Origin of the sequence: Mycobacterium sp. TY815 (assembly GCF_030755135.1) — a bacterium.
GTDB lineage: Bacteria > Actinomycetota > Actinomycetes > Mycobacteriales > Mycobacteriaceae > Mycobacterium.
On record NZ_JAUFRX010000002.1, the window covers coordinates 253,760 to 275,555 of the forward strand.

At 65.1% G+C, this 21,796-nt stretch carries 22 protein-coding genes; 13 read left to right on the forward strand and 9 right to left on the reverse strand.

Annotation, left to right across the window (positions count from 1 at the left end; genetic code table 11):
- Positions 1-225: 225 nt before the first annotated feature.
- Positions 226-1,251, reverse strand: a complete 1,026-nt coding sequence (locus QXK92_RS20780; protein WP_306244801.1) for an NAD(P)H-dependent glycerol-3-phosphate dehydrogenase — start codon at positions 1,249-1,251, stop codon at positions 226-228.
- A 352-nt stretch (positions 1,252-1,603) separates the two neighbouring features.
- On the opposite strand from QXK92_RS20780, the gene QXK92_RS20785 reads away from it, so the two are divergent.
- From QXK92_RS20785 to QXK92_RS20845, 13 genes are all read left to right on the forward strand, one after another.
- On the forward strand, positions 1,604-2,341 hold the full coding sequence (locus QXK92_RS20785) for a hypothetical protein (RefSeq protein WP_306244802.1): 738 nt from the start codon (positions 1,604-1,606) through the stop codon (positions 2,339-2,341).
- Positions 2,342-2,402: 61 nt separating this feature from the next.
- Positions 2,403-3,482, forward strand: coding sequence for an acyl-CoA dehydrogenase family protein (locus tag QXK92_RS20790; protein WP_306244804.1), 1,080 nt, complete (start codon positions 2,403-2,405; stop codon positions 3,480-3,482).
- Between the two features lie 100 nt (positions 3,483-3,582).
- Complete coding sequence (locus QXK92_RS20795; RefSeq protein ID WP_306244806.1) at positions 3,583-4,749, forward strand: acyl-CoA dehydrogenase family protein; 1,167 nt, start codon at positions 3,583-3,585, stop codon at positions 4,747-4,749.
- The gene (locus QXK92_RS20800; protein WP_306244808.1) at positions 4,749-5,516 is read left to right on the forward strand and encodes an SDR family NAD(P)-dependent oxidoreductase; all 768 of its coding nucleotides are present in this window, start codon (positions 4,749-4,751) and stop codon (positions 5,514-5,516) included. The genes QXK92_RS20795 and QXK92_RS20800 overlap by 1 nt, the downstream gene beginning before the upstream one ends.
- Positions 5,516-6,718, forward strand: a complete 1,203-nt coding sequence (locus QXK92_RS20805; RefSeq protein WP_306244809.1) for a thiolase family protein — start codon at positions 5,516-5,518, stop codon at positions 6,716-6,718. The genes QXK92_RS20800 and QXK92_RS20805 overlap by 1 nt, the downstream gene beginning before the upstream one ends.
- Positions 6,715-7,941 carry an acetyl-CoA hydrolase/transferase family protein gene (locus QXK92_RS20810; protein ID WP_306244811.1) on the forward strand — a complete coding sequence of 409 codons (1,227 nt, stop codon included), beginning with the start codon at positions 6,715-6,717 and terminating at the stop codon, positions 7,939-7,941. The genes QXK92_RS20805 and QXK92_RS20810 overlap by 4 nt, the downstream gene beginning before the upstream one ends.
- On the forward strand, positions 7,938-8,879 hold the full coding sequence (locus QXK92_RS20815) for a hydroxymethylglutaryl-CoA lyase (RefSeq protein WP_306244813.1): 942 nt from the start codon (positions 7,938-7,940) through the stop codon (positions 8,877-8,879). The genes QXK92_RS20810 and QXK92_RS20815 overlap by 4 nt, the downstream gene beginning before the upstream one ends.
- 33 nt (positions 8,880-8,912) lie before the next feature.
- Positions 8,913-9,671, forward strand: coding sequence for an SDR family NAD(P)-dependent oxidoreductase (locus tag QXK92_RS20820; RefSeq protein WP_306244814.1), 759 nt, complete (start codon positions 8,913-8,915; stop codon positions 9,669-9,671).
- 30 nt (positions 9,672-9,701) lie between these two features.
- Positions 9,702-10,487: an enoyl-CoA hydratase/isomerase family protein gene (locus tag QXK92_RS20825; protein ID WP_371934230.1), complete on the forward strand. Its 786-nt coding sequence runs from the start codon at positions 9,702-9,704 to the stop codon at positions 10,485-10,487.
- A 69-nt stretch (positions 10,488-10,556) separates the two neighbouring features.
- A complete protein-coding gene (locus QXK92_RS20830; RefSeq protein ID WP_306244816.1) occupies positions 10,557-11,369 on the forward strand; it encodes an enoyl-CoA hydratase/isomerase family protein in 813 nt (270 codons plus the stop codon).
- Between the two features lie 2 nt (positions 11,370-11,371).
- Positions 11,372-12,196, forward strand: coding sequence for an enoyl-CoA hydratase/isomerase family protein (locus QXK92_RS20835; protein ID WP_306246372.1), 825 nt, complete (start codon positions 11,372-11,374; stop codon positions 12,194-12,196).
- A 140-nt stretch (positions 12,197-12,336) separates the two neighbouring features.
- A complete protein-coding gene (locus tag QXK92_RS20840) occupies positions 12,337-13,149 on the forward strand; it encodes a hypothetical protein (RefSeq protein ID WP_306244818.1) in 813 nt (270 codons plus the stop codon).
- On the forward strand, positions 13,146-13,517 hold the full coding sequence (locus tag QXK92_RS20845; protein WP_306244820.1) for a DUF732 domain-containing protein: 372 nt from the start codon (positions 13,146-13,148) through the stop codon (positions 13,515-13,517). The genes QXK92_RS20840 and QXK92_RS20845 overlap by 4 nt, the downstream gene beginning before the upstream one ends.
- Positions 13,518-13,523: 6 nt before the next feature.
- On the opposite strand, the gene QXK92_RS20850 is transcribed toward QXK92_RS20845, so the two are convergent.
- From QXK92_RS20850 to QXK92_RS20885, 8 genes are all read right to left on the reverse strand, one after another.
- Entirely contained in the window at positions 13,524-14,180 is a 657-nt protein-coding gene (locus QXK92_RS20850; RefSeq protein ID WP_306244822.1) for a CAP domain-containing protein, read from the reverse strand.
- Positions 14,181-14,219: 39 nt separating this feature from the next.
- Entirely contained in the window at positions 14,220-14,777 is a 558-nt protein-coding gene (locus QXK92_RS20855) for a hypothetical protein (protein ID WP_306244824.1), read from the reverse strand.
- Between the two features lie 71 nt (positions 14,778-14,848).
- Positions 14,849-15,472, reverse strand: coding sequence for a mammalian cell entry protein (locus QXK92_RS20860; RefSeq protein ID WP_371934575.1), 624 nt, complete (start codon positions 15,470-15,472; stop codon positions 14,849-14,851).
- Positions 15,473-15,511: 39 nt separating this feature from the next.
- A complete protein-coding gene (locus QXK92_RS20865) occupies positions 15,512-16,978 on the reverse strand; it encodes an MCE family protein (protein WP_306244826.1) in 1,467 nt (488 codons plus the stop codon).
- Positions 16,979-18,136, reverse strand: coding sequence for a virulence factor Mce family protein (locus QXK92_RS20870; RefSeq protein ID WP_306244828.1), 1,158 nt, complete (start codon positions 18,134-18,136; stop codon positions 16,979-16,981). It lies immediately after the preceding gene.
- The gene (locus tag QXK92_RS20875; protein ID WP_306244830.1) at positions 18,133-19,440 is read right to left on the reverse strand and encodes a virulence factor Mce family protein; all 1,308 of its coding nucleotides are present in this window, start codon (positions 19,438-19,440) and stop codon (positions 18,133-18,135) included. The genes QXK92_RS20870 and QXK92_RS20875 overlap by 4 nt, the downstream gene beginning before the upstream one ends.
- Entirely contained in the window at positions 19,437-20,753 is a 1,317-nt protein-coding gene (locus QXK92_RS20880; RefSeq protein ID WP_306244832.1) for a virulence factor Mce family protein, read from the reverse strand. Before QXK92_RS20880 ends, QXK92_RS20875 begins: the two co-directional genes overlap by 4 nt.
- Complete coding sequence (locus QXK92_RS20885) at positions 20,750-21,778, reverse strand: virulence factor Mce family protein (protein WP_306244833.1); 1,029 nt, start codon at positions 21,776-21,778, stop codon at positions 20,750-20,752. The genes QXK92_RS20880 and QXK92_RS20885 overlap by 4 nt, the downstream gene beginning before the upstream one ends.
- Between the last annotated feature and the right edge of the window lie 18 nt (positions 21,779-21,796).

Below are 21,796 nucleotides of genomic sequence, written 5' to 3' on the forward strand. Positions count from 1 at the left end.
GCCATCGGGCCTACTCCTTAGGCGGGTTGTGTCACGCACCGCGCGCTGAACGAACGCAATGCTTCTAGGGCATCACCATCATCTGCAGTTACGGCGGTTGGCGGCTTCCCCCGAATGAGTCAACTTTCGCTACCTGTTCGGGGCATCCCTGGCATGTCCGCGTCGAATGGCGGGGGCGCCCCCCTTAACCTGCGCCGAAAAACCGGCAGGCAGAGTGCGTTCGCTTTAGAAGCCTGCTCCGTCAATCTCATGGCCGGGTTTCTCGGCCGCGAGGCCCCGGTACGCCATATCGGGGGTGGAGCCGTGATTGATGACGGCGTCGACCTCGCGGGCGATCGGTAGCGCAATGCCGCAGTCACTGGCGAAATCCATGATGACGCTGACCGCCCTGACGCCTTCGGCGACCTGATTCATCGAGGCGATGATCTCGTCGATCGACTTACCCGAGCCGAGTTGCTCACCGACATAACGGTTACGGCTGCGCTCGCTGGTACATGTGACGATGAGATCGCCGATACCGGCCAGGCCGGCGAAAGTGTCCCGGTGCCCGCCGAGCGCTTCGCCGAGCTTGGTCATCTCACGGACCGCGCGGGACATCACCATGGCACGGGTGTTCTCCCCGATACCGATCGAATAGCCCATACCGACGGCAATGGCGTAGACGTTCTTCAGGGCCCCTGCCATTTCGACGCCTATCACATCATCGGTGGTGTATGTCCGAAATCTCCTGGTGCGGAACAGCTGTGCAAGGGTGGCAGCCATATGCCGGTCGGGCATGGCCAGCACCGCCGCGGCCGCGTATCCCTGGGCCACCTCAATGGCGATGTTCGGCCCGGCGAGGATGCCGGCCGGATGCCCGGGCAGCACCTCATTGACGATCTGACTCATCCGCAGGTTGGTGCCCTGCTCGAGGCCTTTGACCAGCGACACCACCGGCACCCAGGGGCGCAACTCCGTCGCTAGCTCCGTCAGCACCTGGCGAAAACCATGCGACGGAACGGCCATGACGACCACGTCCGCACAGTTGGCGGCCTCGGTGAAATCGGTCGTGGCGCGCAGCGTCTCGCTCAGCGCGACATCGTTGCCCAGGTAGTGGCTGTTGCGGTGGTTGTCGTTGATGTCCTTGGCCGTCGTCTGCGAGCGCACCCATTGCAACGTGGGCCCGCGTCGCGCGCAGATGGATGCGATGGTGCTGCCCCAGGAACCGCCCCCCAGGACAACGACATTAGGTTGGCGCTGAACAACATTCATCCTGAGCGCACCTTGTCGCTCCGCTGTCGGAGGCTGTGATCAGACGTGCTCATCAGCGCATCCGCTGCTGTCACTGTCTTCACGAGGCCATGTGCACTTTCTGTATTGGGCGGCTGCGCCGGGCCTGCTCGACGCCCGGACCCTGGTGGGCAGGCACCCCAGCCGTCCGAGGTATCGCAATCCTTGCCGATCTGAACCGCGCGGGCTTCCCCCGAAGAGCGCATATTGCTCCCCACTTGGAGGCATCTCCGACGTGCTTCGAAGGTCGTCTCGTCCGAGGCATTGTTTTTGGTCAGTCCATTCGTATGATTAGACCGTAGCTCGTCAGTCCATTTCAGCAGGGAGCGTGAGTATGCAGGACTCCGGACGGCTCGGGTCGCAACAGTTCGGGCTCTGGTGCAACTGGATATTCGTTCTACTGACGGCAGTTGGCTGGCTGGGCATCGCGCACTTCTACCAGCCGGCGCGGGCAGACCTCGGCCTGGAAGCCACCAAGGTGTGGTTCAGCGAGACGCATCACTGGGGAACGATCGTCGGTTGCAGCCTCTTCTACATCGCGGCGGGAATCCTCACACCCGGCTCGATCATGTTCGGCGTCATGCTGGCAAAAATCGAGGGCCGGTGGCCGGTGTGGTCACTGACCACCGCAGTGTGCGGGGTCTTCATTTCGTTGATCGTCTTCCTGAACGCGTGCGCATGGATCGTCTCCGCTTACCGAAAGGAGACCGGGCCCGACGTGGTCCAGGCGTTTTCCGACTGGGCGTGGTTCGCTTTCCTACTCGGTTGGATATACCTGGCCATCGAGATGCTGGCGACCGGGGTCGTGGAGTTGATGGACCACCGGCCCGAACCGATGATCCCACGCTGGTTCACCTGGCTGACGTTTGCCGGTGCGGCGACCCTGTTCTTCGCAGCCGGCCCGGCATTCCTGAAGAGCGGACCGTTTGCCTACCACGGATTGCTCGCTTTCTATCTGCCGGTGGTCATCTGGGGCGCATACATCACTGTGACGACGTGGTTCATGCTCAAGGAACTCGGCCGTGCACCCGAACCAACCGCCAGCCCCGAGTTCGCCGCAAACTCAGCTTGACCAGAACCCCGACACGAATCATTGCCGCGCAGATAAAGCCGCGAAGCAAGGAGAGACACCGATGCACCTCGAGCTTTCCGACGAACAGGACATGTTCACTGCTTCGCTGCGAGACTGGTTGAGCGAACGTGCCGGCCCACCGAAAGTCCGGGGCTGGTTGGACACCAACAACCCCGCCGCCTTCGAACACCTCTTCGTCCAAGACGGCTGGGCCGGTGTCGGTTTCGACGAGGAGACCGGGGGCCAGGGCGGTGGCCTACTGGAATTGGCGCTCACCTCGCGTGAACTCGGACGCGCGGCGGCGCCGGCGGCGGGTTGGCTGCAGTCGGCGATCGTCGTCCCCGCACTGGCCGGCGAGCCCGGGCTGGCGCGAGCGGCGGCGGAATCCGGTGAGGTGACTGTGTTGGCGGTGCGGTCGGACCGCATCCCGACGGCCGTCACGTCGGTGCACAGTAGTGCCGGCCGTCTCCGGGGGCGGATACCGTGCGTCCTGGGAGCCACCCGGTCGCAGCATCTGGTGGTCCCCGTTGTCGACGAGGGGGCCGCGTCGCTATGGCTGGTGGATGCCGCCGAGGAGGGAGTCGAGGTACTACCCCGCGCGCTGTTGGATCGTTCGCGCGACGTCGCCGATGTCGTTCTCCAGAACGCGACCGGACGCCGGCTCGATGTCGACGCCGCCGTTGCCCTCGGCGAAATCGCGGCGAGGGCAGCGGTTCTCGTGGCCGCGGACGCGCTGGGCGCCGCCGAACGGATGTTGCAACTGGCCGTCGAGTACAGCAAACAGCGCCACCAGTTCGGCCAACCGATCGGTTCATTCCAAGCGGTGAAACACGCCGCCGCGCAGATGCTGGTCACCGTGGAATCGTCGATGTCCATCGTCTGCTATGCCGCACAGTCGGCGGAAGAGAACTTGCCCGAACATGCGACGCATGCTGCCATAGCCAAGGCCCAGGTAACCCGCGGCGCGGCCGAAATCGCCGACAGCGCACTGACTTTGCATGGCGCGGTGGGTTACACCTGGGAACACGACCTGCAGCTGTTCTACAAGCGCGCCAAACTCGACCGTGTTCTCTTCGGCGCTCCGGCGTCGTGGAACGAGCGCATCGCAGACTCGCTCCCACTGCTTCCCGCCGCGGGCTGACCGACCGAAGGTCAGGCAGAGCCGGTCTTTTCTTTTGGTCTGTCCATTAGTATGATTTGCATGTACGTAGATTAATCAGCGTCGTGGAGCGGAGATCGGCATGGACTTCGAATTGACTGAGGATCAGCAGACGATTCGCGCCGCGGTTGCTGAACTGGCGGGCAAGTTCGACGACCACTACTGGCTCCAAAAGGACCAGCAGCACGAGTTCCCGACAGAGTTCTACGACGCCTTCGCCGCGGGCGGTTGGCTTGGCATCACCACGCCGGAGGAATATGGCGGCCACGGTTTCGGTATCACCGAGGCGTGCCTCCTGCTGGAGGAGGTCGCCGCCGCAGGCGGCGGGATGAACGCGGCGAGCTCGATGCACCTATCGATATTCGGCATGCACCCGGTCATCCTGCACGGCTCCGAGGAGCTCAAGGCGCGCACGCTGCCTCGCATCGTCAATGGCGATCTGCACGTGTGCTTCGGTGTCACCGAGCCCGGCGCGGGACTGGACACGACGAGGATCACCACCTTCGCCCGTCGCGCGGGAGATCACTACGTCGTCAACGGCCGCAAAGTCTGGATCTCCAAAGCGCTTGAATCCGAGAAGGTCCTGCTGCTGACCCGCACCACGAAGTTCGAAGACGCCGCGCGCAAGACCGATGGCCTCACCCTGTTCCTGACCGACCTGGACCGCAACAAGATCGATATTCGCCCGATCCCCAAGATGGGCCGCAACGCCATCTCATCCAACGAACTGTTCATCGACGGCCTCGAGATCCCGGTCGAGGACCGCGTGGGTGAAGAGGGACAGGGTTTCCGGTACATCCTGGACGGCCTGAACCCCGAACGTTGTCTGGTGGCGGCCGAGGCGCTCGGCATTGGGCGCGCCGCGTTGCGCGCGGCGGTCCGATACGGCAACGAGCGTGAAGTGTTCGGACGGCCGATCGGAATGAATCAAGGACTGCAATTCCCGCTTGCCGATTCGCTGGCCCGCCTGGACGCAGCGGAGCTGATGCTGCGCAAGGCCACCTGGCTCTACGACAACGGCAAACCCTGTGCCCGTGAGGCCAATTCGGCCAAGTACCTGTGCGCTGACGCCGCATTCGACGCAGCCGACCGCGCGGTGCAGACACACGGCGGAATGGGCTATTCCGAGGAGTACCACGTCGCGCGCTATTTCCGTGAAGCCCGCTTGACCCGCATCGCCCCGCTCAGCCAGGAGATGGTCCTCAACTACCTGGGCGAGCATGTGTTGGGCCTGCCGAGGAGCTACTGATGACCGCACCGCGGGATGTGTTCAGGCTCGACGGCCGATCGGCGCTGGTGACGGGTGCTGGCAGCGGCGTCGGCGAAGCGGTCGCCCGCGCATTCGCCCTCGCCGGGGCCAAGGTGCTGGTGACCGATGTCGATAAGGATGCCGCCGTGGCCAGCGCGGAATCGATCACCGCGGCAGGAGGCGTCGCGCGCCCGTTCGTACTCGACGTGCGCGACTCCGCCGCTGCGACCGAAGCCACCGCCACCGCAGCGGAACTCGGCGACGGTGCACTGCACGTGCTCGTCAACAATGCCGGCGCCATCTCACCGGCCATGTTCGGGGATATGTCGGAGGACAATTTCCGCCGTATCGTCGACATCCACCTGGTGGGCAGCTTCGTGTGCAGCCAAGCCGCACTGCACCACCTGCCGACCGACGGCACCGGCCGCATCATCAATGTCACCTCCGCCGCCGGCCTGACCGGCACCATCGGTCAAGTCAACTACGGCGCCGCCAAAGCCGGCATCATCGGGCTGACCAAGTCACTGGCCCGCGAATTGGCCCGACAATCCATCACCGTCAACGCTGTCGCGCCACTGGCCGCCACCGCGATGACCGAGAACATCCGCAGCAACGAAAAACTGGCCGCCAAAACGCTGGCCCGAATCCCCCTGGGACGTTGGGCATTGCCAGAGGAGATTGCGCCGGCCTTCGTCTTCCTTGCTTCAGATGCCGCGTCCTACATCACCGGCCAGGTGTTGCCGGTCGACGGCGGAACGGTGATCTGATGGGCCACCATGTCACGGGGCCGTTCGCCTCGACGGGCCGCGAAGTGTATGTCGCCGAGGCGGTGCGCACCCCGACCGGCAAGTCACATCCCGATCGCGGGTGGTACCGCGACATTCACCCCAACGCCATGCTCGCCTCTTGCTACACCGAGCTGATCAGTCGCACGGGAATCGACCCCGCACTCGTCGAGGACCTCGTGATCGGCTGTACCGCTCCGTTCGGTGAACAATCCCGCAACATCGCCCGCAACGCGTGGCTGCAAGCCGGCTATCCGGCGGAGGTACCGGCCACGACTCTCGATCGGCGGTGCGGCTCGGCGCAGACCGCGCTGGCCATGGGCGCGGCCCTGGTGGCCTCGGGCACTCATGAGGTGGTGATCGCCGGCGGCGTCGAGCACATGGGCCACGTCCCGATCGACTCTCCCGCCAAAATCTCGGAACTGTACGGAGACCCGTGGCCGGCCGAGTTGCGCGACCGCTACAGCTTCGTGCACCAGGGCGAGAGCGCAGAGTTGATCGCCGACCGCTGGGAGCTGGGCCGCCCGGAGATGGACGCCTTCGCCGCGCGGTCGCACGCAAACGCCGCCAAGGCCATCGCCGACAACCGTTTCCACGCCGAGATGGTGCCGATGACACTTGACGGCCAGGTCCGCAATGCCGACCAGTGCGTGCGCCCCGAGACCACGGTCGAGACGCTGGCCGATCTCAAACCGGTGTTCCGCAAGGCGAACGGACGGATCACGGCGGGGTCGTCGTCGCCCATCAGCGACGGCGCCGCCGCCGTACTGCTGTGCTCCGGTGACGCCGCACGCCGGCTCGGGTTGCGGGTGCGGGCCCGCATAGTCGACCAGACCACCGTAGGCGTCGATCCCGTCATCATGCTCACCGGACCCATCCCTGCCACGCGGAAGATTCTGCAGCGCAACAATATAACCGTCTCCGACATCGATCTGTTCGAGGTCAACGAGGCGTTCTCGTCCGTGGTGCTGGCCTGGCAGCGCGAGCTGCGCCCCGACATTGATCGAGTGAATGTCAACGGCGGCGCGATCGCGCTGGGTCACGCGGTGGGCGCCACCGGCGCCCGGTTGACGGCCACACTCGTCTCCGAACTCGAACGCCGCGATGGCGACCTCGGTCTGGTGACGATGTGCTGCGGCGGGGGTCTCGGCACCGCCACGTTGCTGCAACGGGTTTCGACGTGATCGATTTCACCAGGTTTCTGTCCCGAGGTGACGGTGTCTGGTGGGGTCAGGCCGCCGCGGAGCCGCGGCCGCTTGTCGACGCGCTGATATTGCAGAATCCCCGGATCGGCCCGATCCGCACCTTCACCGGAGTCAGCTGGAACGACCAACTCGCGGTCACCATCCCCGGCCGGATGTCCATGGTGTCCTACGGCGGGCTCGGCGAGCTTCGCGAACTGAGCCGGTCCGGACGCCTCGACGTGGTGCCGTGCCACTATTCCGCGCTGCCCCGGATGTTTGCCGAACGCAGGCTCCCCTGTGATGTAGGCCTTCTGCAAGTGTCCGCTCCTGACCAGCACGGAACGTGCTCGTTGGGGATCGGTGTCGACTACGTCGCGGATGCGATCCAGCACACACCGGTGCTGATCGCCGAGATCAACCGCAGAATGCCCGAATCCGTTGGGACGCCTCGAATCCCGCTCGAGCGTTTTGCAGCGACCATCACCACCGACCGGCCGCTGGCCGAAGATCCCAAACGCCCACCGGGGGCGACCGAGCAGCGAATCGCCGCCCACGTCGCCGGACTCGTCGAGGACGGCGACACCGTCCAATTCGGGGTCGGCTCGCTGGGTGACGCCGTGCTTGACGCGCTCAGCGGCCACGCGGACTTGGGATTCCACACGGGCATGGTCACCGACGGGCTGCTCCGGCTGGTGGACAAGGGGGTGGCCACCGGAAGGCGCAAAGAGATCGACCCGGGACTGATTGTGGCCGGCACCGCGCTGGGTTCTGCCGAGCTGTACAACCGGGTCGCCGAATTGCCTGCCCGGTTCCTGCCGACCAGCTACACGCACAGCCCGCGAGTGCTGTCGCAGCTGCAATCGCTGGTATCGGTGAATTTCGCTGTGGAGGTCGACCTGACCGGACAGGTCGGCGCCGAGATCAGCCGCGGCGTGTACATCGGCGCCGTTGGCGGACAGGTCGACTTCACCCGCGCCGCCTCGCTCACCGGCAAACGGTCGATCATCGCGTTGCGGGCCACATCCGGTGGCCAGTCCACGATCAAAGCCATGCTCGACGGCGGGGTGGTCACCACCACGCGCTCCGACGTCGACACCGTCGTCACCGAATACGGTGTCGCGCATCTGCGTGGCTGCAGCCTCAAAGAACGCGCACGCCGACTCATCGAGATCGCCCAACCCAGATTCCGCGACCGGTTGGACCGTGAAGGGAGCACATTGTGACCAGACTGCCCGGGCACGTCGACATCCGAGAAGTCGGACCCCGCGACGGATTTCAGAACGAACCGGACATCATCGCCACCCGCGACAAGATCGAGCTCATCAACCGGCTCGCCCAGACCGGTCTCCGGCGCATAGAGGTGGCCAGTTTCGTACGTCCCGATGTCATCCCGCAGTTATCAGACGGCGTCGAGGTGCTGCGCAGCATCACGGTGCCCGACCATGTCTCGCTCATGGTGCTGGTACCGAACAGCAAAGGGCTGGACAACGCACTCAAGGTGCGCCAGACCTTCTCCGAGGTAGCGATCTTCGTCAGCGCGTCAGAGACGCACAACAAGAAGAACGTGAATCGCACCATCGCCGAGTCGATGGCCGACAATGCGATCATTGCCAAACGCATTGTCGCCGAGGATCTGCGCTGCGCCGCCGTCATCGCCACGTCCTACGGTTGCCCGTTCGAAGGAAAGGTGCCGATGAACCGGGTGCTCGACATCGCCGAGGAATTCGCGGCGGCAGGCGCCACCGAAGTGGGATTCGGCGACACCACCGGAATGGCCAACCCCGCCTATGTCGGTGAATTCTTCTCCGCCGCAATCGAAAGACTTCCCGGCGTTGAGGTCACCGCCCACTTCCACAACACCCGCGGACAGGGACTGGCCAACGCCTACGCTGCACTGCAGGCCGGGTGCACCAGCTTTGAATCCAGCTTCGGCGAACTCGGCGGTTGCCCCGTACCAGCCGGTTCCACCGGCAACATCGCCTCTGAGGATCTGGTCAGCATGTTCGAGGAGATGGGGGTATCCACCGGGATATCGCTACCGGCGTTGATCGATACGGCTCGCGCCGCCCAGGACGTGCTCGGGCGCACCCTGACCAGTCACTCCCTCGTTGCCGGTCCGATCGACTGGAGCCCCGGCCCCCACGCTCCGTCCTGCCGCTAGCGCGCCCAACCAACCACTACAAGGAGATTCTCAATGAACCACCGCGTCGCGTTCGTCACCGGCGGAGCCCAAGGAATCGGCCAGGGCATATCAGAGACGCTGGCATCCAACGGTTTTCGGGTCGCGGTCGCCGACCTGAACCTCGAGGTGGCAGAGGCCACAGCCAAGCGCATCGCCGACTCCGGCGGTGAAGCCATCGCCGTCCACGTCGACGTCACGAACACCGAATCGGTTCGCAGCGCAGTCAAAACCGTCACCGCCGAACTCGGGGACATCGAGATCGTCGTCAACAACGCCGGCTGGGACGACTTCATGCCCTTCCTGAACACCTCAGAAGAGTTCTGGGACAGGATCATCGACATCAACTTCAAGGGTGCGCTGCGCGTCATCCACACCGTTGTTCCCGGCATGGTCGAGCGGGGCTTCGGCCGGGTCATCAACATCGGTTCGGACGCCGGCCGCGTCGGGTCATCGCTGGAGGCGGTGTACTCCGGAGCCAAAGGCGGCATCATCGCATTCACGAAGACACTGGCCAGGGAGGTGGCCACCAAGGGCGTCACTGCCAACACCGTCTGCCCGGGTCCGACCGACACACCCGCGCTGCGCAAGTTCGCCGACAGCTCAGGTCAGGATGCCGACAAGGTGATCGGCGGCATGACCCGCTCCGTACCGATGAAGCGCCTGGCCCAGCCCTCCGACATCGCCGCCGCCGTCGCGTACTTCGCGTCAGATGCGGCGGAGTACGTCACCGGCCAGACGCTCTCCGTCAGCGGTGGCCTGACGATGTCCTGACCCAATCCTCACGCGATCAAAGGAGATCCTGTGGCACAACCCCAAACCCGCGAGGCCGTGGCCTGGAACCGCGATGGGGCGTTCGTTGAATTCGTCATCGACAGTCCTCCGGCCAACGCGCTCGGCCCGGCGGTCATCGCCGGCCTGCACAACGCCATGGACTACGCCCAGAGCGTCAAAGCCAAAGTCATCGTGGTGACGTCGGCCGTAGACGGCTTTTTCGCTGCCGGCGCCGACATCAAACACATGACAACGGTTGACGCGGCCTCATTCCGGGCGTACGGAGACTCACTGCGCGGCGCGCTGGAACGCCTGGCCGCGCTGCCGATGATCTCCGTCGCGGCGATCGACGGCCTCGCCCTGGGGGGCGGTCTCGAACTGTCGATGGCGTGCACGTTGCGAGTCGCCTCGACACGGGCCCGACTGGGTCTGCCGGAAGTCAAGCTCGGGTTGATCCCCGGCGGCGGAGGCACCCAGCGACTCCCCCGCCTCGTCGGACGCGGCCGGGCACTGGATCTGATGCTGACCGGCCGCCAGGTCACGGCAGAAGAGGCGTTCCGGATGGGGCTGATCGACCGTCTGGCCGACCCCGCCACCACCGCGCAGGCGGCAGCGCGGCAATTGGCCACCGAGTTGGCCGCAGCCTCGACGCCTGCCCAACTGGCCGTGGTGCGGACCGTCGACGCAGCCTACGACCGACCACTGCCCGATGGCCTTCGCTTCGAAGTCGACCAGATCCAGAATCTCTTCGAGCAGGGCGAGGCGGCCGAGGGACTCCGCGCGTTCATCGACAAACGCAAGCCGCAATTCGGCTGAGCAACCGTCAGATTCGACGCGATCCGGGCCCTTCGAGGTTCGGACGTTGAAGGATTGGAATGGATAAGCATGATCGATATCGAACGGCGTTATGAGACACTGCGTCTGGAGTCTCCGGCTGACGGCGTGGTCCAGATAACTCTCGACCGGCCCGACCGGCTCAACGCCATGACGATGGCGATGTTCGGCGAAATCGAGTCGGTGGCGCACGCCGTCGCAGCCGATCGCGATGTCCGAGTCGTCATCCTGACCGGCGCCGGCACGGCGTTCTGTGCCGGCTACGACCTCGACGAAGCCGAGGAGTTGGCGTCGTTGTCGGCCCTGAACATGTTGGAACGCCAGGAGCGCGCCGCCCGGGCCCTCAGCGCGGTGCGTGCCGTCCCGGTTCCGGTGGTCGCCGCGATCAACGGTCCCGCCGCGGGCGGCGGCATGTCGCTGGCCCTGATGGCCGATATCCGGCTGGGATCGCCAGCCGCGAAGTTCAACGCCGCGTTCGTGCGTATTGGGCTCTCCGCGGGCGACCTGGGTGCCTCGTGGTTGTTGCCACGGTTGATCGGGCCGTCCGCGGCAGCGGAGATGGGCTTCACCGGACGCATTGTGGAGGCCGTCGAGGCCGAACGACTCGGCCTGCTCAACCGGGTGACCGATGCCGAGGACCTGCTCGACCAGACCCTGACCCTGGCCCGGCAGATCTGCGCCAACTCCCCCGGCGGCATCCGCATGTCCAAGCGGGCGCTGCAGGCGAATATGGAGGTCACCTCCTTCGCCGCAGCGCTGGAACTGGAGAATCGCGGCCAGGCACTTCTGACGCGCTGTGCGGATATGAGTGAGGCGCTGGACGCCTTCAAAACCAAGCGCGTACCGAACTTTTCCGGGCGGTGACGATGACCACGGCGCGCTGGAATCGGGTGTCGCGGCGCCCGGTAGCCGACGTCCTGGACGAGCTACGCGGCGCCGAGACGCTGTCCTTCGACCAACACGGTCCCGACGTCGTGGTGATGTCGGTCAACCGCCCGCATCGGGCAAACTCGCAAACCATCGACATGTTCGGCGAAATCGCCTGGGCCACCCACATATTGCGGAGCGCTTCGGCACGGGCGCTGATCATTACCGGTGCGGGCGGAAAGGCGTTCTGCACCGGCTTCGATCTCGACGAGGTCGATGTACTCACCCGGATGTCGGTGTCGGACTTCACCGATCTGGTGGAGACGGCCGCCTCAGGATCCACCGCATTGCGGGCTTTGCCTTATCCGGTGATCGCCGCGGTGAGCGGCCCAGCCGCTGGCGGTGGTCTGTCCCTGGCGCTGGCGGCCGACATCAGGATCGCCGACCGGACAGCCAGTTTCAGCGCCGGCTTCGTGCGAGTCGGGTTGTCGATCGGGGAATTGGGTACGTCGTGGAATCTGGTTCGGATCATCGGACCCGGCCGCGCCGCCGAGATGGCGTTCACAGGTCGCACCGTCCGAGCCCCCGAGGCGTTGCGCATCGGGCTTGCTAATCGGCTCACCGAAAGCGGGACCGCTCTGGAGGCGGCGCTGGGGTTGGCCGAGGCCATTGCCGACAATTCAGACGACAGCATCCGCTCCACCAAGAACGCGTTGACCCGCAGCATGGAGAACAGCTCCTTGCAATCCGCCCTGGAGATGGAGAACCGCGGGCAGGCGCTTGCCATGCAGGTTCCGGGCACCCGCCGCGCGCTTGCCCCTTAGCGACACCAGACCCATCGACCGGCATTACTTCTTTTCACGACATCCGTCAATTTCCGTTGGTGCGGAGTCACTCTCGTCAGGGAGAAAGCTCCTCTCATCGGGGGACGCGGGTCGATGGCCTCGTCTCGTAACGTGACTGTGTGCCACCAGTCGATCATGCATTGAATCTCACCACGCAGGCGATCCTGACGGATCTCAGTTGGGGTCTGACGGGGGTGCTCCTGCTGATCGCCATCCGGATGGGCGTGCGCGAGCGCACCCCCGTCTACGTGCTGATGGTGTTGGCCACACTGGTCGGTGCGTTCGCCGAGCCGCTCTATGACGTGGCGATGATGCTCTACTTCTACTCCACCCCAGGCATGTGGACACATTTCACGGCATTCGATATCCCGCAACCGATTTGGACTCACAGCGGCTACGCGGTGCTGTACGCCGCACCCGCGATCTACATCTCGCGCCAGATCGCCCGCAACCTGATCACCCGCCGCGCATTGTTCGGCTGGGCCGGCGTCGCACTGCTCGAATCGGCCGCCTTCGAGATGATCGGCATCAACGGCGGTCTGTACAGTTATTGGGGGCCACACGTATTCCGGATCGTCCAGTACCCGTTGGTGATCGGTGTACTGGAAGCCGCTCAGGTGATCTGCTTCGCGATGGCGGCATCGCGGCTGCGGGCCGGCTGCACCAATCAGTGGCAGCTGCTGGGCCTGTTCGTGTTGTTCCCCTGCACGTTCTTCATGGCCAATTTCGGTGCGGGCTGGCCCACTATCATCGCAATTCACCTCGAGCACACGTCGACTGCGGTGACCGCCGCCGCGACAGTGCTCAGCATCTGCTTCGCGGTCGCGCTCGTGCGCGCTGCCTCGTCGTTCCTGCCACCGACCTCAGGAAAGCCCCACCCCGAACCCGGGCATGCCGTCGTCAGCGCGCCCGCGAAGACATTCGGTCCATGAAGCACCCAATGTCGCGGACCGCCCTGATATTCGCCGCCGCCGTCGTATGCGCGATCCCCGTTGCGGCAGCGCCCGTACCGGCCTACGCGGCTCCGGCCCCCGAGGTGGAATATCTCTACAACGTGACCGCCCGGCGGCACTACACCTTTCCCGACGGCGACGCGCTCAACTACGGATACGGAATCTGCGGCAAGGTCACCGCGGGCGAACGCTACGCCCAGGTGATGAGCGACGTGAAAAGCGACATCACCCCGAACGACGAATTCGCGGCCAACTACCTGGTCTCGTATGCAGTGAATCTTCTTTGCCCAGAACAGATCTGGGCGTTGCGGAACTCCGCGGCAAACTACCAGCCGCCGACTCAGTAAGCCGGCCTACTGCGCCGGCATTCCGGGCGGCGGGTACACGCCGCGCAGAATCCACGGGAGCCAACTGATGCCGAATTCGACCTCGTCGGTGGCGTCGTAGTCCGGGCTAGGGTCCAGTGGAACATTCTGGGGCAGCACCACAATCGGTGCGGGCCCCGATTGCTGCCCGACCGTCGTGCTCTGGGCCGGCCGCTCCGACTGCCCATAAACCGCCACCACGACGGTGCGATCCGGACTGTTCTCCGACCACACCCCCACCTGGCTGTTGGCGCAGTTGGACATGATCGCGAAATACGCGGGGTTGTAATACCACTGGTTCATCAATTCGACGCCGCTGATGGCCACCGCGGGATTGATCGCCACGGTCTCGGCCACGCCGCCTCGGAAGCCGGCGGCGTTCGCCCGACTTTGTGGCGTCGAACCGTCAGATCCGATGTCGCCGTCGATATTTCGGTTGTTCAACATATCGACTGCGTGCCATTGCGCGGCCAGTTGCAGTTGCAGGTTGATCTTGACGTCATTGGTGCAACCTGCCTGATGCTGAACGGTGTAGACGTTCGCGACCACGCCGTCGTTGAGCCGCTTGTTGTCGGCGTGCGCCGCGGGCGCACACACGAGGGGGCCGCACGCCATCGCGCACAGGATCAGCGGTCGATAGTGCATGTCAGTTCCTTTGCGTCCGCCGTTGGCTTCGTCGTGGGCTCAGACCGGGTCGAATTGCGAGATCAGCCAACGGCCGCCGATCTTGTCGAGGGTGACCCGAACACTGGACGCGGTGCTGGCGGGCGCATCCTGCCCGACGATGACGGTCTGATTCACCAGCAGCAGGACGACGGCGTGCTCGGCCGTCGCCGAGGTCGACGCGGCGGCAGGAACGGTGGCCACGGCCGAAATCTGCTTCTGCTTCGCCCCGGGGATCACAACGTCGTGGGTCAGAGAGGTATACGCCTGCAGGAACGCGCCGGTCAGTCGGTCCCGCGCGCGCTCGAGGTCGGCCTGCACGGTGTCGGGCCGGTAGGACAGCAGCGCAATGGTCCCCTCGGTGGCGGCACGCACGGATTCCGCACGGGCCGCCGCCGCGTCGCGAGCCGACGTGTCCTGCCATTTGAGGTAACCCACAGCCAGCGACAGCGCCAGCGCCAGCCCGGGCAGCACACCGTAGGCAATTGCCCGTGACCAGCTGGGGCGCCGCCGGACGCGCGGTGGCGGCGCATCGAGCGTCTCCTCGGCGACGGACTCTTCGTCGACAGGCAGGTCCATTGTCCCAGTGGAGATTTCAGCCACCGACTCACCGCACTTCGAGTTGCGGTTCCGGCGCAATCTGAGCCGGCTCATGACACGAATCCGACGTTGGAGACCTTGATCTGATCGCCGGCCCGCTGCACGGAGATCCGCATTCGCCACGACCTGGGCGCCGGGTCGGGTTCGCCGGCATTCGACGTCTGAACGGCCACCACCACCAGTACCTGTGCGCCGTCGGCGGTTTGCGACTCGATCCCAGCCTCCGTGATCGAGCCCACCGTCGTCGCCTTGGCTTGCTGGAGTACCTCGATGAACGGCTGCGACCGTTTGGCGAAGTCGTTGTAGAACTCTCCTGTCGCCCCGTCCAGGATGCGGCGCACGTCGGCGTCGGCGTGCTGCCAGTTGATGGTCGTCAAGTTCAGGGCGCCCTGCCTGGCCACCTGCAGGTACTGGCTCCGCTGGGCTTGCAGCTGGTGGGACTGTTGCAGTCGGAAACCCCACCACCCGGCCAGTGCCGCCATAGCGATAACAGCGGTGAGGCCGAACAACATCGCACGGCGGTGCACGGGCACGCGTTTTCTGATCCGGGTCGCCGGCGGGCTGTCGGTGTCGTCCGCTGCGGACTCGGCAGAACTGTGCTCGACGGCCTCGACGTCGTCGGTGCTTTCGTCTCCGATGTCCACCGACAGTTCGGGGTCACTCAATACGGTCATACCGCCCTCCGTTTTTCGTGGGTCTAGGTGTCGTTGCCGTCACGGGGGTGGCAGCAGCATCGACTGCCACGTCCTGTCCTTCGGCGCGGTCTGGGCCAGATCGGACCGGGTGTACTGATGTCCGTCGGGTCCGACGTAGCTGCCCGTCGCCGGGTCGTACTGGGCGGCGGCGATCGGCGGCAGTGGCGGATCGGGTCCGGGCGCGGCCCCGGGCACCGGCGGCGGGGATCCGGGCGGCAGCTGCGGGATGCCCTGACCGGACAACGTCGCGTTGGGGTCGCCCTTCCAGTTGTTGCCGTCGTTGAGTGGCACGTACTGTTCGTTGCTTTCGCACAACTTGACGGTGGGTGCGCGCTTGCCGGGCACGGTTTCACAGGGAGTGTTGCGGGCACCGCGCACGTTGAGCGGCGAGTCCTGCGGAACCCTGCAGTACAGGTCGCCGGGTGCTCGCTGCGGGTAGTCCTCGAAGGTGGGGTTCCGCTGCTGCTGTGCCGGCAGGAAGCCGGTGGTGCACGGCGGCGGCAGGTTGAGATTGAGGTTGAAGCTCAGGTACTGGCCCCGGTAGGCCTGTTTGGTATTGACGTTGGCGAGGATGCCCGCCTGTTCAGCGGCAATGGATTCCGGGAATACGACCAGCAGTTGCTCGATGTCGTTCTGATAGGTGAGCGCCACCTGTCCGACGCTGACGAGGTTGGCGAGCAGGATCGGCAAGGTGGGTTGAACCCGATCGATGAGTTGCCGCATTTCCCCGAGCGCGGGGCCCCCCTGGTCGATGGAGCCCGCGACCGCGCTGTCGTGCGTCTGCAATTCCGTGGTCACGGCGGCCAGGTGTGACGCCCACCCCGCAATCGCACCGGATGTGTGGGTCTGTGAATCCAGCACCGGTTGCGCCTGGTCAATCAGCGTGACGAGCGGGTCGAGGTTCTTGCGGGCGTCGATCGCCAGGTTCGACGAACCCGAGATCAAGCGGGAAAGCTCGGGACCCAGCCCACCCACCGCCGTGTACGACTCATCGACGACGGTCTTCAGGTTGTCGCGAGGTATCGCCGCCAATGCGGTGTTGGCAGCGCTCAGCAATTGGTTGATGTTCGGCGGCACGGAGGTGTCGGGGCGCCGGATCACGTCGCCGTCCTTGAGCGGTGGCGAAGTGGCGTTGCGCGGCAACAACTCGATGTAGGACTCACCGATCGCCGATTGACTGTGCACCTCGGCCTTGAGGTCGGACGGAATGTCGATGCCGGATTTCAGGGACAGCACCGCTTCGACACCGTTGTCGGTCAGACTCACGGACTGCACCTGGCCGACTTCGGTGCCGCGGTAGGTGACGTTTCCCGTGCTGTAGATCCCGCCGCTCTCGGGCAGTTCCACCTTCACTGTGTAACGGCCGACCCCGAACAGCATGGCCGGCAGTTTCACGAAATGCAGCGACATCACGGCGAGGGCGGCCAGCGCGATCACGGTGAAGACTGCCAGCTGGATCTTGACTCGTCGGTGCAGATGCAGCATCTAGGACCCCTGGTCAAAGTGGTACGGGATGGCCAGCGGGTTGCCGGGAGTACCCCGATAGCCTGCTGTGCAGGGGCTGGGGTACTGGCCGATGGTGCGTCCCCACTGCAGCTCCAGCTCGGTCAGATGGCACTCCCATCGGGTTCCGGTGAATATGCCCTGGTCGATTCGGCTGAGCGTGAGGTCGATGATCGCTGTGAGGTTTGCGTAGTCACCGCGTTGAAAGTTCTGGAAGGTTTCGTTCGGAAAGGGGAAGGTGGCGATCAGGCTGAGCGCCCGGGTCAGGCTCGGACCGGCGTTGGCGAGCGACTCCAGCACGGGCCCAAGGTCTTTCAATTCTTTGACCAGGTTCGCTTTGGTTTTGTTCACCGAGTCGACGGTCAGTGCGCTGAATTTGCTCAATTGATCGGCCGCCTCGACCAGGGTGTGCCGCTCGTCGTTGAGTACCGCGAGCGCGTCGGGAATGGTGGCCAGCGCCCGGTCCAGCACGGGTTGCTGGGCGGCGAATGTGCCGGCCAGGCGGTTGAGGCTGTCGGTGGCCGCGATGATGTCACCGGACTGGTTGTTGAGGTTGGCGGTGAATTTGTCGAGCTGCCCGATCAGGCTGCGCAGATCCTGTTCGCGGCCGCGAAACGCGGTGCTGAACGCCTCGGTGATGTCCTGGATCTGGCCCAGGCCGCCCCCGTTGAGCACCAGCGACAGTGCAGCCAGTGTTTGCTCAGTACTCGGGTAGGCGGCCCCGCGGGACAGCGGAATCAGCGCACCAGAACGCAACTTGCCTTGCGGCGCTTCACCTTTGGGTGGGCTGAGCTCAATGTGATAGGAGCCCAACAGGCTGGTGGTGCCGATCTTGGCTGTTGCGTTGGCCGGCAGGTTCACATCGCCGTTGAGCCGCATCGTGACCAGCGCGTGCCAGCCCTCGCGCGCGATTTTGGTCACATGACCGATCGTCACGTCGGCGACGCGCACCCGGGAGTTCGGTTGAATGTTGTTGACATCGGGCATCTGTGCCTGAATCTCGAAGGAGTCCGGGCCGTCACCCTGGGTGCCCGGCAGCGACAGCGAGTTCAGCCCGTGCCAGCCGCAGCCGGATGTCCCCGCCACGGCCGCGAGCAGGGCCAGAGTTGCGACCAGGTGGCGCCAGCGGCTGATCCTCATGAGCCACCTCCTGGCGGGAGCATCAGACCGCGCAGGCCGGCGGCGGGGTCGGTAGCCACCGCCTCGGCCGGACCGGCGGTCGTCGCCTCAGTGCCGGGCGCTGTCGGGGGCACTGGCGCGGCCGGCGGTACGAAGTCGGGTCGCATCCAGTCTTCGCTGTAGGTGACCTCGTTGGGTCTGGCCTGCGCGCCGACGAACAGGTTCTCCCCAATGGGCGGAAAGTTGTACTGGCGGTTCTTCAGGATGGGCGCCATGTACTGGGCGCAGAGCTTCGCCGCTTGCTCGCCTCCCAGCCGGGAGGCGGCCTGCACCGCTCCGCAGAGGAAGGCCAAGGGATTGGCCATGTTATTGCCGGCCAGCGCGCCGGTCAGCGCACCGTTGGCCGGTTCGAAGATGTTGTTGAAGTTCTGCAAGACCGTTGGGCCGATGTGCAGCGTCTGCTTGATGTCGTCAAGGCTGCCGACCAGCGCCTGGGTGATCGACGCCAGTTTGTCCGACGCGGTGCCGACTGCCTCTCGGTTGTCGGCGGCGAAGCTCCCTACGTCCCCCAGGACGGCATTGAGGTCCTCGACTGCCTGACCAACCTTGTTCGGGTCGTCGGCCAGCACCGAGGACACGGCGGCGAGGTTCTGATTCAGCTGCTCGAGCAGATCTGCGCTGTCGTGCAGCGCCGACACGAGCGTCGACAGATCCCGGAAGGTGGCGAAGATGTCCTTGCTGTGGTCGCCGAGCGCCGACACCGCCTGGGACAGCTTGATGATCGTGTCGCGGATGGTGGAGCCCTGTCCGCGCAGGTTGTCGGCGGCGGTGTTGATGAGGGAGCCCAATGTGCTGACGCCGCCCGGCTGATCGGGTTTGAGTAGATCGGTCAGCCGCTGCAGTTGGGTCCGTAAGTCATCCCACTCGACCGGCACCGCGGTGCGATCCGAAGGAATCACCGCGCCGTCCTGCATCGTGGGCCCGCCGCTGTACGGCGGCGTGAGCTGAATAGCGCGGCCCGTCACCAATTGTGGCGACAGGATCGCGGCTTTGGCGTCAGCGGGCACCTTGTATTTGCGATCGAACCAGAACGAAACCTTCGCCCGCAGCGGCTGCGGTTCGATCTTGACGATCTTGCCTACCGGCACGCCCCGGATGCGGACGTCGTCGCCGGCAAACAACCCGTTGGTGTTGTCGAAATAGGCGACCACGAGTGTCCGGTCCGCCTTGTCGTTGGCTCGCATTGCGACCACGACGCCGGCCACAAGCATCAGGACGAGGGTCGTCATCAACACGGCACGGGCCCGCCGCAGGTCCTTGATCACGGTTGGCCTCCCGGATGCTGAGAGGACGGCAGCTCACCCGGTGCCGGCACGTAGACCGGCTTGGGTGTCGGTTCGGGCGTGGACTGCAGGCTCGCCGGCGGTGGCGCCGGCGGTCCCGGCGGCGGCCCTCCCGGCGGCGGTGCGGGCAACGGTTCCCGATAGGGATAGCGCGGATCGCCGGGGTTGCCGGTGATCGCGTCGGGCAGTGTCAGGCGCGGCTCGCCACCCTGGCCGGTCCGGGGGTACGGCATCGGCAACGGCGGGGTCCCGGGCTGGCCGGTCGGCGGGTCGGTCAGCTGCGACGGCAGCAGGGTGGCCGGGTCGAGTCCCAGATCAGAGAATGCGGCACCGATGAACGGCTGCACGAACTGCCCCGGAAGCAGATTCACCACGTACGCCTTGAAAAATGGCCCGGACGAGACGGATTCGCCCAGCGACATCACGTAGGTGTTGATCAGTGGGATGGCCTGTTGCAACCTCTCTTTACGCTGTTCGACGATCGCCAGCACCCCGTTGAGCTTGTCCAGCGCGGGCCGCAACTGCTGCCGGTTCTCGGCGATGAACCCTTCCAGCTGCCGCGACACCGCCGAGATGTTCCGCCAGATCTGGCCCAGCGCGGCGCTCTGTGTCCGCAGTTGGGCCAGCAACGCGTTGGTGTCGCGCACCAAGTCGACGATCTGGTCGGTGCGCTTGGCCAGCACGCCGGTTGCCTTGGCCGCGTTGCTGAGCAGATTGCGGAGTTGGGCGTCGCGCTCGTCGAGTGTTTGTGCGAATCGCGCGACGCCCTGCAGCGCGTTCTTGAGGTCGGGCGGCGTATTGGCAAAGGTCTGCGCCAGGGTGCTCAGCGATCCAGACAGCTGCTGGGTGTTCAGCCCGCTGATCGTGGTGGCCAGGTCACCGAGGGCCTCGGGCAGCTGGTAGGGCGAGATGGTCCGCTCCATAGGTATCGGACCTTTGAGCTGACCGTCACCGCGGGGCAGCACATCAAGGATCTTGCTGCCCAGGAGGCCTTTGGTTTTGATGGCCGCCTCGGTGCGATCGCCGAGCCGGATGTTCTTGCCGACCTTGAAACTGACCAGCACCCCGGTTCCATCGAGTTCGATGCTGGATACCTTCCCCACCGGATAACCCGAAACCTCGACACTGTTTCCCGTCCGGAGCCCGCCGGCGTCGGCGAAATAGGCGGACACGTCTCTGCCTTCGTTGAAGAACGGCAGCTTCTGGTACTGGAGAGCGCCCACCGCGATTCCCGCGACTGTCACTATGCCGACGGCGCCGATGACCAGCGGGCTGCGTTCAGAGAAGGACTTCATTTCGGTGCGCACCGTCCCGTGGCCTGACCGGCCACTTTGATGTAAACCGGTTGCCCCCCTTTGCCGTTGACCTTGAGTACGACATCGCAGAAGTAGAAGGCGAAGTAGTCGCCGTAGACGCTCTGGCGGACCAGGGCGCGGTACCTGTCCGGAAGCGTGTTGAGCAGATTGTCGAGATAGTCATGGTCCGCCAGGGCGATCGTCGCGGTCCGGTCGGTCTCGGCAACCACCTTCTTCACCGGTTCACGGGCCTGCGACAGGAGGTCGGCTACCGACCCGGCGGCGGCATTGGTGTAAGCCACCGCGTTGGAGATGTCCGTTTTTCGTTGTGCCAGGCCGTGAATCAGCTGCGACAGCGATGTCACCGCTTTGTCCAACCGCTCGGTCTGGCCGCCCAGCGAACCCAGCACCACGTTGAGGTTGGTGACGACCTGCCCGATCAACTGATCTCGGTCCGCCAACGTGTTGGTCACCGCCGCCGCCTGGTCCAGGAATGAGGCGATCGTGGGGCCTTGCCCTTGAAATGCCTGCACCAACTGCCCGCTCAGGGCGTTGACCTGATCCGGGTTCAGCGCACGGAACAACGGGCGGAATCCACCGATGAGCGCGTCGAGATCCAGCGCCGGTTGCGTGCGCGCCACCGGAATCGTCTGCCCCGGACTCAATACCTTGAGTCCCCCGGTGCCCTCCTGCAGCGCCAGATATCGGTCACCGAACAGGTTGTCGTACTGGATCACCGCCCGGGTTCCCTCGGTCAGGACGACCGAATCGTCGGCGGTGAATGCGACCCGCACCGACGCATCGGGGTTGATGGAAATGGTGGTGACCTTGCCGACCTCCACGCCGGCGATGCGGACCAGCTTGCCCTCCCGGAGATTGGACACATTGCTGAACTCGGCGAAGTAGGTCTTGCCTTCGCTGAACCGGAGCTGACCGAAAATGGCGACCAGCGAAAACGCGGCCAGCAGGCATACCGACAGGAAGATGCCCAGGCGCACGACGACGCCTCTCAGGTTTTCCCGCATGGCTCCTTCTCCTGCTTG

What these genes read in the sequence shown, in the direction of transcription:
- QXK92_RS20830 (WP_306244816.1), top strand. Translation starts at nt 10,557, where the DNA reads ATGATCGATATCGAACGGCGTTATGAGACACTGCGTCTGGAGTCTCCG.
- QXK92_RS20800 (WP_306244808.1), top strand. Translation starts at nt 4,749, where the DNA reads ATGACCGCACCGCGGGATGTGTTCAGGCTCGACGGCCGATCGGCGCTG.
- QXK92_RS20805 (WP_306244809.1), top strand. Translation starts at nt 5,516, where the DNA reads ATGGGCCACCATGTCACGGGGCCGTTCGCCTCGACGGGCCGCGAAGTG.
- QXK92_RS20795 (WP_306244806.1), top strand. Translation starts at nt 3,583, where the DNA reads ATGGACTTCGAATTGACTGAGGATCAGCAGACGATTCGCGCCGCGGTT.
- QXK92_RS20820 (WP_306244814.1), top strand. Translation starts at nt 8,913, where the DNA reads ATGAACCACCGCGTCGCGTTCGTCACCGGCGGAGCCCAAGGAATCGGC.
- QXK92_RS20855 (WP_306244824.1), bottom strand. Translation starts at nt 14,777, where the DNA reads ATGGACCTGCCTGTCGACGAAGAGTCCGTCGCCGAGGAGACGCTCGAT.
- QXK92_RS20790 (WP_306244804.1), top strand. Translation starts at nt 2,403, where the DNA reads ATGCACCTCGAGCTTTCCGACGAACAGGACATGTTCACTGCTTCGCTG.
- QXK92_RS20780 (WP_306244801.1), bottom strand. Translation starts at nt 1,251, where the DNA reads ATGAATGTTGTTCAGCGCCAACCTAATGTCGTTGTCCTGGGGGGCGGT.
- QXK92_RS20870 (WP_306244828.1), bottom strand. Translation starts at nt 18,136, where the DNA reads ATGAGGATCAGCCGCTGGCGCCACCTGGTCGCAACTCTGGCCCTGCTC.
- QXK92_RS20785 (WP_306244802.1), top strand. Translation starts at nt 1,604, where the DNA reads ATGCAGGACTCCGGACGGCTCGGGTCGCAACAGTTCGGGCTCTGGTGC.
- QXK92_RS20865 (WP_306244826.1), bottom strand. Translation starts at nt 16,978, where the DNA reads ATGCTGCATCTGCACCGACGAGTCAAGATCCAGCTGGCAGTCTTCACC.
- QXK92_RS20845 (WP_306244820.1), top strand. Translation starts at nt 13,146, where the DNA reads ATGAAGCACCCAATGTCGCGGACCGCCCTGATATTCGCCGCCGCCGTC.
- QXK92_RS20850 (WP_306244822.1), bottom strand. Translation starts at nt 14,180, where the DNA reads ATGCACTATCGACCGCTGATCCTGTGCGCGATGGCGTGCGGCCCCCTC.
- QXK92_RS20885 (WP_306244833.1), bottom strand. Translation starts at nt 21,778, where the DNA reads ATGCGGGAAAACCTGAGAGGCGTCGTCGTGCGCCTGGGCATCTTCCTG.
- QXK92_RS20880 (WP_306244832.1), bottom strand. Translation starts at nt 20,753, where the DNA reads ATGAAGTCCTTCTCTGAACGCAGCCCGCTGGTCATCGGCGCCGTCGGC.
- QXK92_RS20835 (WP_306246372.1), top strand. Translation starts at nt 11,372, where the DNA reads ATGACCACGGCGCGCTGGAATCGGGTGTCGCGGCGCCCGGTAGCCGAC.
- QXK92_RS20860 (WP_371934575.1), bottom strand. Translation starts at nt 15,472, where the DNA reads ATGACCGTATTGAGTGACCCCGAACTGTCGGTGGACATCGGAGACGAA.